The following is a 12,267-nucleotide window of genomic DNA, read 5'->3' as shown; positions in this document are numbered from 1 at the left end:
TAAAAAGGTGCAAGAAAACCCTTGCACCATAAATTTAAAAAGATTAAAAGCGTCTTCCGATAGTAAATTCAAAAGAGTTTGTCTCGTCGTTATATTTTTTATCAAGTGCTTTGGCAAATATCAGCTGCAGCGGTCCGATCGGTGTTATCCACTCTATACCAATACCAGTCGATGAGCGTTTGATCTCATCAAGATCAGTTTCGCCGATCATCCCATAATCATAAAACAATACGCCTCTCATTTTAACACGTTCGATAAGCGGAAAGCTTATCTCAAATGAGTTGTTAAATGATATTTCACCACCTGTTTCATACCAAGTAAGATCAGAAGCTCTGACTTTTGGAGAGACTGTTCTGCTCTCATATCCGCGTAAATTTCTTATACCTCCAAGATATAGCTTCTCGTTGATAGGTACATATCCACGATTCCAAATTTTAGCAAAACTTGATTTATACCTTAAAATAAGGTCGTAGTCGATATACTCTCTAAGTCCAAAATAGTAGTTAAAACTTGTGCGATTTTTTAGAAATTCTTCATCTCCGCCGAGTCCAGCAAATTCAAATGATGTGCTAGCTAAGATACCCCTACGTGGCAAATAGTAATCATCTGTGCTGTTATATGCTATAGCTGGTATGATAGAGCTTTTTATGTTTGAGCCATCTTTATAGCCGACCTCTTCTTTTAAGACTTTACGTAGCCCTTCGATCTTGCTTTGCTCTATCATATATGTAATGGATGCACTTAAATTTCTAGTGAGTTTTTTACCAAGTGTGGTAGTAAAGCCATATGATTTTTCATCGTAGCTATCCCAGTCATAGTCATTGGCATATATTGTGCCACCAAGGCTATAGTCACTATCAAAAATTCTAGGATTAGTAAGACCTATTTGCCCAGAAAGTTCATCATCGCTTTTGTCTATGCTTATAGTGCCTTGAAGACCAGAGCCAAAAATATTTGTATCAGACACTGAAGCACTTAATAGCAATCCGTCAGAGCTACCATAACCTATACCACCGCTTATAGAACCAGTTGAAGCCTCTTTTACCTCGACCTTTAGATCGATTGTATTTTTGTCCACTCTCTCTTCTTTTATATCAACATCTTCGAAGTAACTTGTCCTTTTTAGGGCGTCTTTTGAGTCTTGCAAGTCAGTGCGATTATATAAATTTCCTTCTGTTAGGTATAGCTCACGACGTATGACGCGATCGACCGTACGATCGTTGCCTGAAATTTCAACATTTCTTATATATACTTGCTCACCAGGTTCGATTTTATACTCTATATCTACTGTTTGATTCTCGTCATATTTTTGTGTTTTTGGATATACTTTGACAAATGCATAACCCTTATCTGCTACCATATCATCTATCTTTTTTATATCCTGACGAAGTCTAGCTGAGTTCATACGATCGCCACTTCTTAGCTTGAAATCTTTTAAAATTTCTTCTGTGTTTAGTTCTAATTCCTCAGGTGCATCTATGCTGACTTTTGCAACATCGTAAGGCTTACCCTCGCTTATATAATACGTAAGATCAGCTTGATAGTTATCGAACGAAGCATTTAGATAAGGAGCCGATACTGTTGCGTCTAAGTAGCCTTTTTGAAAGTATTTGTCTTGGATCCTGGTTGGGTCATTTGGAAGTTCATGGAGTTTAACTTTACCATCATTTCTGCCCCACATCCAGCCCATAAATTCGTAACTTTTGTTTGCCACAATGGGTTCTATATCGCCATAGTCAAATTCTTTGGCCCCGATTAGATGTACATTGTTTATTATCATATTTTCGCCACGGTTTATGTTAAGTGTTAAAAATAGTGAGCTATCATTACCTGCAACAGACTCTTTTTCTACGTCTACAACCGTATCAAAATAACCCTTAGATTCATAATACTGTCGAATTCTCTCTTTAGTTTTTTCGATAGTTAACTCATCATACATATTGCCTGGTTTTATACTTATTAGCGATTCTATTGCGGTTTTATCATTTGTTACCACGCCTTTTAGATCCAACCTTGCTACACTTGGCTTTTCTTTAACATTTATGACTATATTTCCATTATCATCCGCATTTATATAAATGTCGTCAAAGTATCCTTGTTTATATAAATTTAAAATAGCTTTATCGCTTAGATCTCCACTAAGATCTCTACCGACACGAAGCCCCATAATATCGTTAGCCACTTCTGGTGATAGATGTATAAGTCCATTGTAGTTGATAGACTTTATCGTCTGTGCTGACATACCGCTGAGTGCTAAAAAAATCAAAAATAAGCTTTTTTTCATAAGATTTTACCTAAATATTGAGTATAAAGTCGCTATAATAGCATATTTATTTTTGAAAATATATAAAATTTATAAATTTAAAGGCATTTTTATGAAAGTTGGTATAATTGGACTTGGACTCATGGGCGGTTCGCTTGGACTTGCATTAAAAGATGAGAAGCTTATATCTTGCGTCAGTGGATATGATATAAACGAAAAACATCGTGAGAGGGCGTTAGAGCTTGGACTTATACATGAAATTTTAAGCCTTGAGGAAATGAAAAAGAAGTGCGATATTATATTTTTGGCTATTCCAGTTGAAGCTATCATATCGATCGTGCAAGATCTCACAGATATTGATGATGAAACAACTATTATAGATCTTGGCTCAACAAAACAAAAGATAATAGATGCTGTACCGCTTAGCATACGTAAGAATTTCATCCCTGCTCATCCTATGGCTGGCACTGAGTTTTCAGGACCAGATGCTGCGTTTAAGTCATTATATAGTGGTTCAGTTGTTGTAATATGCGACTTTGAAGAAAGCAATGAAAAGCACGTAAAACGCAGTGTAGAGCTATTCTCTTGCCTTGGTATGAAGATAGTATTTATGAATGCCATCGAACACGATCATCACGTCGGTCTCATCTCGCACTTGCCACACGCTATAGCATTTTCATTGGCAAATGGTGTTTTAAATCAAGAGGATAAACGGCATATTATGGCACTTGGAGGCCCAACATTTCGCGGTATGATACGTGTCGCTAAGAGTTCGCCGATAATGTGGAGTGATATTTTTAAACAAAATAAACAAAATTTGATAGATTCTATAAAGATGTTTAAAGATGAGCTTAGCGAGTGTGAAAAACTTATCGCAGACGAGCGTTGGGACGAGCTTAGAGAGTGGATGAGTGATGCACGAAAGATACGTGAAATTTTATGATTAACCGTAAATTTATCGATATTTTTGTAAAATTTGCAAAAATTTTTAAGGTAAGTTGAATGAGAAGAAGAGGAATTGGTGGTTTTAGTATTTTTATGCTATTGTTTTTAGTGACGATCGTTGGTGGTATTGTCTATATACTAAACTCAGATAGTTTTGAGAGAAATGCACCGATAATCGGCATAAAAGATAAAGTTCATTGGAATTTGCGAACTCCAATGAACATTAAATTTAAAGACGATAGTGGCGTGAAATTTGTGCGTATTAGTATGAATGATGGCGTAAATGACTTAAATGTATTAAATCAAATTATCGAAAATCCAAGTACCGATCTTGATATAAATTTAACTTTTCCAAAGACTGCATTTTTTGCCACAAAAGATACATATGAGATGACAATAGAAGCGACTGATACTAGCAAGTGGGGATTTTTCAGTGGAAATAAATCTAGCAAAAAAGTGCAAGTTATCTTAGATACTTCAAAGCCAGACTTGTATATACTATCGCAGTCTTATTCGATCTCAAAAGGCGGAAGTGCAGCGGTGGTATTTCGTGCGACAGATAATCAACTAAAAGAGGTCTATGTACAAACAAGTTTTGGTAAAAAATTTCAAGCAACACCGTTTTATAAAGATGGATTTTATATGTCTTTAGTAGCGTGGCCGGTTCAGGTGGAAAATTTTAGTGCTGACGTCATCGCACGTGATTTTGCTGGAAATGAGAGCAAATCTCATGTCAGATATTTTTATCAGGATACTAAATATCGTGAATCGACAATTGCCTTAAAAGATAACTTTTTAGATGGTAAAATCGTCGATCTTACCGATCAATATGCAAAAGATCCAAATACACTAAATCGCTTAGAAAAGATGAAATTTGTTAATGAAACTTTACGAGACTCAAACGATAATAAGATAAGGGAAGTTACGTCAAACCATGATGGTGAGACAGTACATGAGATAAAGATAAAGCCGTTTTATCCACTTAGAAATGGTAAAAAAGTGGCAGACTTTGCCGATCATAGATTTTATACTTACAATAATGAAAAAGTAAGCGAATCGTGGCATATGGGCATAGACTTTGCTAGTGTAGCTGGTGCATCTATTGTAGCAAGTAATGACGGTAGAGTAACTTTTGCTGGAGAAAATGGAATTTATGGATTAAATATCATTATTGATCACGGATTTGGATTACACTCGCTTTATGCACACTGTTCTAGTGCAAAGGTCAAAGTGGGAGATACGGTAACGGCAGGGCAAGAGATAGGCAACACAGGAACGAGTGGTTTAGCACTTGGAGATCACTTGCATTTTGGAATTTTGGTGCAAGGTGAAGAGGTTAGACCTCAGCAATGGATGGATAAAAAATGGATGCAAGATAATATAACCAGTGTTCTTGAAGCAGCCAAAAAGATGATACAAAAGCAATAATTTTATGATTTATTTGTAAAATTTAGTAAATTTTCGCTATTATAACGCAGATAAAATTTAAAGGAAAGTCGTTGAAACAAACTACGATAGCAAGACGAGTTGAGACCATTGGTATCGGACTTCATAAGGGTGAGCCGATAAGATTGGTGCTTGAGCCACTTGAAGCAAATATGGGTATAGTTTTTTACAGAACCGATCTAAATATAAGCTTTAAAGCCGAGCCAAAAAATGTTATAAATACGCAAATGGCTACCGTCGTTGGTAATGAAAAAGGCTATGTTAGCACGATAGAGCACCTTATGAGTGCGATAAGTAGCTATGGTATAGATAACATTAGAATCAGTCTTGATGCAAATGAAATTCCAGTTATGGACGGAAGTGCGATAAGCTTTTGTATGTTGCTTGATGAGGCTGGCATTAGGGTTATCGATGAAAGTAAAAAGGTCATATTAGTACGTCGCGAAGTTGAAGTTTGTGAGGGTAATAAATTTGTCCGAGCATTGCCTTCACTTAATCCAAAATTTGATTATACAATTAAATTTGATCACCCAGTCATTGGCGAACAAAGATATGTGTTTGAGTTTAGTAAAACCGGCTTTATAAAAGATATAGCACGTGCTAGAACTTTTGGATTTTTAAAAGATTTGCAACATTTGCAAGCTCAAAATTTAGCACTTGGTGCATCACTTGACAACGCTGTTGCGATAGATGATACACATATATTAAATCCTGAAGGGCTTAGATTTGAAAATGAGTTTGTAAGGCATAAAATTTTAGATGCAATTGGCGATCTTAGTCTGCTAGGTGCTCCACTTCTGGGCGACTATGTAGCGTTTGCAGGTAGCCACGATCTAAATCATAAACTAACTTTGGCTATACTTTCTGATGTAAAAAACTATGAAGTAGCAACACTTAAAGGCGAGTTGCTAAAAGAGTATCAAAAGGTTTTTGCATAAAAAATATTGATATTTTGATAATATCGCTCTCATCGCCGCTTATGATAGGACTTTATAAAAATGGCGAGAAATTTGACAGCATAGTATCACAAGAACACGTTAGCGAAGCTCTTGTAGAGGTGCTTGATGAGCTAAATAATAAATTTAATATCCAAAAAATCATCTACGCAAACACACCAGGTAGTTTTATGGGGCTTAAAGTTGCTTATGTTATATTAAAGACATTTTCTATCGTAAAGGGTTGTGAATTTTATGCGGTTAGTGGCTTTGATCTAAACGATAATGCACCGATAAAAGCTAATAAATTTTTAAGTTTTGTTAATAGCGTAGATGGAGTAAGCTTACAAAAAACTAAACCAAAAGAATTTAAATTGCCTTTAAATTTATATAGTTTAAAACTAAATTCCGATACACTTCCAAACTATGTAATCCAAGCGGTTTAGGAGATATTTTGAATATAATAGTTCCAGCAACCAGTGCAAATTTAGGTCCGGGTTTTGACGCTTTGGGGCTTAGTATAGCACTTTTTAATGAAGTTAGTATAGAGCTGTCTAAATTTAGTAGTGTTAGTATAAAAGGTGAAGGTAATGACAATCCAAAGCTTAAACGTAATAATCTTTTTATAAATATTTTTAATGAAATTTTTACTGAACTAACTAATAAAAATGAGAATTTTCGTATAGTTTTTAATAATCAAATCCCATTTTCTCGCGGTCTTGGCTCAAGCTCTGCGGTAATAATCAGTGCGATTGCTAGTGCTTACGCTATGACTGGATTTAAGGTAGATAAGCAAACTATACTAAATAGAGCGTTGACCTATGAAAACCATCCAGATAATATCGCTCCTGCTGTATTTGGTGGTTTTGTGAGTGCAATAATTGAAAATAACTTTGTTTATGTAAATAAAGTTGATATAGATAAGAGTTTAAAAGCAGTTGTTGTGATACCAAATAAACCAATGAGAACGGTAGCTTCGCGTCAAATTTTGCCGAAAAATTATACTATAAAAGAGTGCGTGAATAACCTAGCTCACGCAGCATTTTTGGCGACTTGCTTTAGTGCAAGAAAGTATGATCTTTTACGTGTAGCGTGCAAGGATATGATGCACGAAGAACACCGTATGAACACACTTAGTGAGCTTTTTGAAGTGAGAAAACTAGCCTATGAAAATGGTGCGATTATGAGCTCACTATCTGGTTCTGGCTCAAGTTTTTTAAATATCGCCTATGAGGATGACGCTAAAAAATTAAAAGAGAAACTTGTGAAAAAATTTAATAGTTTTAGAGTTGAAATTTTTTCATTTGATAATGATGGTTTTGTGCTTAAACAAAGCTAAAAAAAAGAAAAAAAAAGATATAATGAAAGAAAATAGCCCCATAAGAATGTGTATTTCGTGTAAGCTTAAAACATCCCAACATCTACTTAAAAGATACCGAGTGATAAACGGCAAGATAGAGTTTGGCAGGGGTGATGGACGCAGTTTTTATATCTGTGATGAGTGTTTAAAAAAAGATGAAAAGACGCTCAAAAAAGTCATTCAAAGATATACAAAAGGTGCTTTGATCTTTGAAGCGTCAAATTTAAAGGAGAAACTCTTAGATGAGCAATGTTAGGATTTCAGAGATAGCAAACGAGCTTGGCTACCCAAGTAAAGAGATAGTTGAAAAGGCTCAGGAGCTAGGACTTAAGGTAAAAACTCACTCAAATGCGGTGAGCTTTGAAGAGGCTGAAGCCATATACGAATACGTTCAAAGTGGCGTTATACCAGATAAATTTAAAAAGAAAAAAGTAGAATCAAAGCCTAAAAAAGCACCAAAAATAGCAAAAGATGAGAGCTTATATACTGATAAAAATAGTTTAAAACAGAGTAAAAAAGAGCCTGTTAAACCAAAAGAACAAGACTCTACCAAAGAGCAAAAAAAACAAGATATAAATTTAGAAAAATCTGAACCAAAAATAGAGCTAAAAAAAGAAGAAAATTTACAAGAAGAGCAGTTAAAACCTACAGAGAGTTTAGCTGATGCAAGTCAAAAACGTCGCGGACTAGTTATAGTAAAAAAGAAAAAAGACATAAATACTCCAGTAGTTAACCCTAGGCGTGAAGATAACGATGCAAACGATGCTCAAAATCTACAAGTAAATAGCCTAAAATCAATGTTTGCAAATGCTGATGAAAATTTAGCTCGTAAAAAGAAAAAAGATAAAAAACCAAATATGGTTACTAAAAAAGATAATGCACAAAAGATGGATCTGCTCGGAGGTGGCGATTTTACCGACATAGTGCTAGAAGATGAAGATGTTGTTGTATTGCCTGATTTTACGTTTAAAACACCAGCACCTCAACCTATACAAAAGGCAAAACAGCCAAACGTGATGAAGCAGTCGCAAAATAACGCATTTAACCCATTTGGCGAAGGTGGCATTCAGCGTCGATCTCGTAAAAAACATAAAAAACCTGAAAATAAGCAAAATAATGAAGTTGTAACGTCAGTAGATATACCAAAAGAGATACGCGTATATGAGTTTGCAGAAAAATTAAATAAACAGCCAAGCGAGATCATAGGTAAACTTTTTATGCTTGGTATGATGACAACGAAAAATGACTTTTTAGATGAAGATGCGATAGAAATTTTAGCTGATGAGTTTAATGTTGATGTAAATATCATTGACGAACAGCATGAATTTGACTATGTCGCAGCTTATGAAGAAGAGATAAAAGACGATGAAAATTTACAGTCTCGTGCTCCAGTTATTACTATAATGGGTCATGTCGATCACGGCAAGACTTCACTTCTTGATTATATCAGAAGTTCGCGTGTAGCTTCAGGTGAGGCTGGTGGCATCACTCAGCATGTTGGTGCATATATGGTAAACAAAAATGGCAAAAATATCACTTTTATTGATACACCAGGCCATGAGGCATTTACTGCTATGCGTGCAAGAGGAGCTGGCGTAACAGACATCGTTATCATTGTGGTCGCAGCTGATGATGGTGTTAAGCCACAGACTAAAGAGGCAGTCGCTCATGCTAAGGCGGCTGGTGTGCCTATTATAATAGCGATAAATAAGATGGATAAAGAGGCGGCTAATCCAGATTTAGTAAAAACGGGTTTGGCTGAGCTTGATATAATGCCTACTGAATGGGGCGGTAACTATGAGTTTGTACCGATCTCTGCAAAAACTGGCATGGGCATAGATGATCTGCTTGAGATAGTGCTTTTACAGGCTGAAATTTTAGAGCTTAAAGCAAATCCAAAGGCAAGTGCAAAGGCATCCGTGATAGAAAGCTCACTACAAAAGGGTCGTGGTCCAGTAGCTACTATCATCGTAGAAAATGGCACACTTAGTGTTGGTGATACAGTTGTAGCTGGTGTGGCGTATGGCAAGATAAGGAGCTTGCTAGACGATCAAGGTCGTCCACTAAAAGAGATAAAGCCAGGAGAGTGTGGCGTTATAGTTGGGCTTAGCGAGATAGCTGAGGCTGGAGAGACACTAATTGGCGTAAAAACTGATAAAGAGGCACGTGAATACGCACAGAAAAAAGCCGAATACATTCGCCAAAAAGAGCTTAGTAAATCAACAAAAGTTAGCATTGATGAGCTTAGTGCAAAGATCGCTGAGGGTGAGTTAAAAACTCTTCCGGTTATCATAAAAGCGGATGTTGGTGGCTCGTTAGAGGCATTAAAAGCAAGTTTGGATAAACTTGCAAACGATGAGATAAAGGTAAATATTATACACTCGGGTGTCGGTGGTATCACTCAAAGTGATGTCTCGTTAGCTAGTGCTAGTAAGGACTGCGTGATACTAGGCTTTAATATCCGCCCAACTGGTGAGATAAAAGAGAAGGCTAAAGAGAGTGGTGTAGAGATAAAAACGTATAATGTTATATATAATCTAATTGATGATGTTAAAGCGCTTCTTAGTGGCATGATGTCGCCGATTATACGTGAGGAGCAGCTCGGACAGGCTCAAATTCGCCAAGTTATACATGTTCCAAAGGTTGGTGCAATCGCTGGCTGTATCGTAACAGAAGGCACGATAAATAGAGGTGCAAAGATTCGCTTGATACGAGATGGTGTTGTTGTGCATGAGGGCACTGTAAGCTCACTAAAACGCTTTAAAGATGACGTCCGTGAGGTGGCAAAGGGCTATGAGTGCGGAGTTGGCATAGAAGGTTACAATGATTTACGTGAGAATGATTATATTGAGAGCTTTAAAGAAATCGAGGAGCAAGTAAATTTATGAACGCAGCTGAGATAAAGCTTATGCGAACAGAGAGCGTGTTAAAAGAGTTAATACCAGAAGCCCTTGCTACACTTGAAGATAGTATGTTAAAAGGGCTTTGTGTTACCGATGTTGAGTGTAAGAAGGGTAGATATGATGCCTTTGTCTATCTTGATAAGATGGCATTTGATGAGCTTGAGCAAAAGTATGTGCTAAACCATCTTAAGCGGGTTACTCGTCATTTACAAAACCACTGTATGGCAGCAGAAGGCTGGTATAGATGTCCAAATTTTCACTTTAAATTTGATGATAGATTAGAGTATCAAAATCATATGGATAGCCTTTTTGATAAAATTTCAAAGGATTTAAATAAAGATGGATAACTTAAATGAGCTTGTAAAAGAGTGTGGCGTAGAGCTTTACGACACTGAGATAACAAATGAAAACGGTAGAGCAATATATAGAATTTACATCACAAAAAATAGCGGTGTGAGTTTAGATGATTGCGAAAAGGTAAGTCGTCTGCTCTCTCCTATATTTGATGTAACTCCGCCAGTTTCTGGAGATTATAATCTTGAGGTTAGCTCGCCTGGGCTTGAGCGAAAACTAGTTAAGCCAAGACACTTTAAGGCTAGTATTGGTGAACTTATAAAAATACAAACAAGCGAGATAAAAATGGCTGGTAGGCTTGTAAAGGCTAATGATGAGAGTATTGCCGTACAAAATGATGATGGAGTATTTGAGTTTTTAATAATGGATTTAAAAAAAGCTAAAACATATTTGGAGTGGTAATGTTAAGTGATATACAGATAACGCATCAAGCAAAATTAGAGCATATAAGTAATGTTGCAGCCAAGCTTGGGCTAAAAGATGATGAGATTGAGCTTTATGGTAAATTTAAAGCCAAAATTACCCCAAAATTTAAACATTCAAACGCAAAACTCATACTCGTAACTGCGACTAACCCAACGCCATTTGGTGAGGGTAAAACAACTATGTCAATAGGACTAGCCGATGCTATGCAAAGGCTAAATAAAAAGGTCTGTCTAGCACTTCGTGAGCCATCTTTGGGGCCAGTGTTTGGCATAAAGGGTGGTGCAGCAGGCGGTGGTTACTCTCAGCTTGCACCTATGGAGGATCTGAATCTACACTTCACGGGCGACTTTCACGCTATAACTTCGGCAAACAATCTTATATCAGCAATGATAGATAATAGCCTTTATCAAGAAAATCCGCTAAAAATAGAGAAAATTTTATGGAAGCGTTGTATGGATATGAATGATAGGGCATTGCGTTTTATCACGGTTGGTCAGGGCGGTAGAACTGATGGTGTAGAGCGGATGGATGGTTTTAATATAACCGCAGCAAGTGAGATAATGGCGATACTTTGCCTAGCAACTGACCTAAGCGATTTAAAACGTAGAATTGCAAATATTATGGTTGCACTTAATAGCGATGGTGAGCCGATATATGTTCGTGATCTAGGCTGCGAGGATGCTGTTTGTATACTTTTAAAAGATGCGATAAAACCAAATCTATTTCAGACACTAGAGCATACTCCGACGCTAGTTCATGGTGGACCATTTGCAAATATTGCACACGGTTGCAACTCTATAATTGCAACTAAAACTGCTCTAAATTTAGCTGATTTTGTGATTACCGAGGCTGGATTTGGCTCTGATCTTGGGGCGGAGAAATTTATAGATATTAAGAGTCGTGTAGCTGGTATAAAACCTGATGTCGTGGTGCTTGTAAGCACGATAAGATCGCTAAAGTATAACAGCGGAGTGGATAAAGAGGCTATCACTCATCCAAATTTAGATGCTTTAAAACAAGGCATAGCAAACCTTGGCGGACATATTGAAAATTTAAAAGAGAAATTTGGACTAAATGTCGTTGTTGCACTTAACAAATTTGGCTTTGATGTGGATAGTGAGATAGAGTTTGTGCGTGAGTATTGTCGCGAGTTTGGCGTTGATATGGCGGTTTGCGAGAATTTTGCCAAAGGTAGCGAGGGTGCGGTAGAGTTAGCAAATTTTGTCTTAAAAGCACTCAAAAGACCAAGTGAGCTAAAATTTGCTTATGAGATGAGTGATGATGTTTGCACTAAGATAACCAAAGTAGCTACTCAGATCTATGGAGCTGGCGAGATTATCTTTGAAGATGCGGCACTAACGGCACTTGAAAACATAAAACGCTTAGGGCTTGAGAGTTTGCCTGTGTGCGTGGCAAAGACGCAGTATTCGTTCAGCGATGATGCAAAGTTGCTTGGTCGTGCAAAGGGATTTAAATTTAGCGTTAAAGACCTAGAGATTCGCACAGGAGCTGGATTTATAGTCGCTGTGTGCGGTAAGATAATGTTAATGCCGGGTCTGCCAAAACATCCTGGGGCTTTGGATATGAGTATAAACGAACAAGGCGAGATAAGCGGACTTGCGTAAATAAACTGAT

At 36.9% G+C, this 12,267-nt stretch carries 11 protein-coding genes; 10 read left to right on the top strand and 1 reads right to left on the bottom strand.

Annotated features, from left to right (window positions below):
- Window positions 1-43: 43 nt before the first annotated feature.
- The gene (gene bamA, locus KDE13_RS01345; RefSeq protein WP_212142651.1) at window positions 44-2,284 is read right to left on the bottom strand and encodes an outer membrane protein assembly factor BamA; all 2,241 of its coding nucleotides are present in this window, start codon (window positions 2,282-2,284) and stop codon (window positions 44-46) included.
- A gap of 91 nt (window positions 2,285-2,375) precedes the next feature.
- Here bamA and KDE13_RS01340 point away from each other — a divergent pair, with 91 nt between their 5' ends.
- The 10 genes from KDE13_RS01340 to KDE13_RS01295 all read left to right on the top strand — a co-directional run bounded on the left by KDE13_RS01340 (window position 2,376) and on the right by KDE13_RS01295 (window position 12,257).
- On the top strand, window positions 2,376-3,206 hold the full coding sequence (locus KDE13_RS01340) for a prephenate dehydrogenase (protein ID WP_212140194.1): 831 nt from the start codon (window positions 2,376-2,378) through the stop codon (window positions 3,204-3,206).
- Window positions 3,207-3,265: 59 nt separating this feature from the next.
- Complete coding sequence (pgp6, locus tag KDE13_RS01335) at window positions 3,266-4,636, top strand: peptidoglycan metallopeptidase Pgp6 (RefSeq protein ID WP_212142232.1); 1,371 nt, start codon at window positions 3,266-3,268, stop codon at window positions 4,634-4,636.
- Window positions 4,637-4,707: 71 nt separating this feature from the next.
- A complete protein-coding gene (gene lpxC, locus KDE13_RS01330) occupies window positions 4,708-5,592 on the top strand; it encodes a UDP-3-O-acyl-N-acetylglucosamine deacetylase (protein ID WP_212142650.1) in 885 nt (294 codons plus the stop codon).
- A 41-nt stretch (window positions 5,593-5,633) separates the two neighbouring features.
- The gene (locus KDE13_RS01325) at window positions 5,634-6,035 is read left to right on the top strand and encodes a glycoprotease (protein WP_212140197.1); all 402 of its coding nucleotides are present in this window, start codon (window positions 5,634-5,636) and stop codon (window positions 6,033-6,035) included.
- 8 nt (window positions 6,036-6,043) lie between these two features.
- Window positions 6,044-6,928 (top strand): homoserine kinase, encoded by an 885-nt coding sequence (gene thrB, locus KDE13_RS01320; protein WP_212142649.1) that lies wholly within the window; start codon window positions 6,044-6,046, stop codon window positions 6,926-6,928.
- Window positions 6,929-6,950: 22 nt separating this feature from the next.
- A complete protein-coding gene (locus tag KDE13_RS01315; RefSeq protein WP_212140199.1) occupies window positions 6,951-7,205 on the top strand; it encodes a YlxR family protein in 255 nt (84 codons plus the stop codon).
- Window positions 7,192-9,837, top strand: a complete 2,646-nt coding sequence (gene infB / locus KDE13_RS01310) for a translation initiation factor IF-2 (RefSeq protein WP_212142648.1) — start codon at window positions 7,192-7,194, stop codon at window positions 9,835-9,837. The genes KDE13_RS01315 and infB overlap by 14 nt, the downstream gene beginning before the upstream one ends.
- Window positions 9,834-10,199: a 30S ribosome-binding factor RbfA gene (gene rbfA / locus KDE13_RS01305; RefSeq protein WP_212140201.1), complete on the top strand. Its 366-nt coding sequence runs from the start codon at window positions 9,834-9,836 to the stop codon at window positions 10,197-10,199. Before infB ends, rbfA begins: the two co-directional genes overlap by 4 nt.
- Window positions 10,192-10,608: a ribosome maturation factor RimP gene (gene rimP, locus KDE13_RS01300; RefSeq protein WP_212140202.1), complete on the top strand. Its 417-nt coding sequence runs from the start codon at window positions 10,192-10,194 to the stop codon at window positions 10,606-10,608. The genes rbfA and rimP overlap by 8 nt, the downstream gene beginning before the upstream one ends.
- Window positions 10,608-12,257, top strand: a complete 1,650-nt coding sequence (locus KDE13_RS01295; RefSeq protein WP_212142647.1) for a formate--tetrahydrofolate ligase — start codon at window positions 10,608-10,610, stop codon at window positions 12,255-12,257. The genes rimP and KDE13_RS01295 overlap by 1 nt, the downstream gene beginning before the upstream one ends.
- The last annotated feature ends 10 nt before the right edge of the window (window positions 12,258-12,267 follow it).

Origin of the sequence: Campylobacter anatolicus (assembly GCF_018145655.1) — a bacterium.
GTDB lineage: Bacteria > Campylobacterota > Campylobacteria > Campylobacterales > Campylobacteraceae > Campylobacter_A > Campylobacter_A anatolicus.
Note: the sequence above shows the minus strand (reverse complement) of the source record. Positions and strands in the feature narration are given on the sequence as shown.

Bases quoted from the DNA above. Each gene is read 5' to 3' on its own strand.
- bamA (WP_212142651.1), bottom strand. From the start codon at position 2,284: ATGAAAAAAAGCTTATTTTTGATTTTTTTAGCACTCAGCGGTATGTCA.
- KDE13_RS01340 (WP_212140194.1), top strand. From the start codon at position 2,376: ATGAAAGTTGGTATAATTGGACTTGGACTCATGGGCGGTTCGCTTGGA.
- pgp6 (WP_212142232.1), top strand. From the start codon at position 3,266: ATGAGAAGAAGAGGAATTGGTGGTTTTAGTATTTTTATGCTATTGTTT.
- KDE13_RS01325 (WP_212140197.1), top strand. From the start codon at position 5,634: ATGATAGGACTTTATAAAAATGGCGAGAAATTTGACAGCATAGTATCA.
- KDE13_RS01315 (WP_212140199.1), top strand. From the start codon at position 6,951: ATGAAAGAAAATAGCCCCATAAGAATGTGTATTTCGTGTAAGCTTAAA.
- infB (WP_212142648.1), top strand. From the start codon at position 7,192: ATGAGCAATGTTAGGATTTCAGAGATAGCAAACGAGCTTGGCTACCCA.
- rbfA (WP_212140201.1), top strand. From the start codon at position 9,834: ATGAACGCAGCTGAGATAAAGCTTATGCGAACAGAGAGCGTGTTAAAA.
- rimP (WP_212140202.1), top strand. From the start codon at position 10,192: ATGGATAACTTAAATGAGCTTGTAAAAGAGTGTGGCGTAGAGCTTTAC.
- KDE13_RS01295 (WP_212142647.1), top strand. From the start codon at position 10,608: ATGTTAAGTGATATACAGATAACGCATCAAGCAAAATTAGAGCATATA.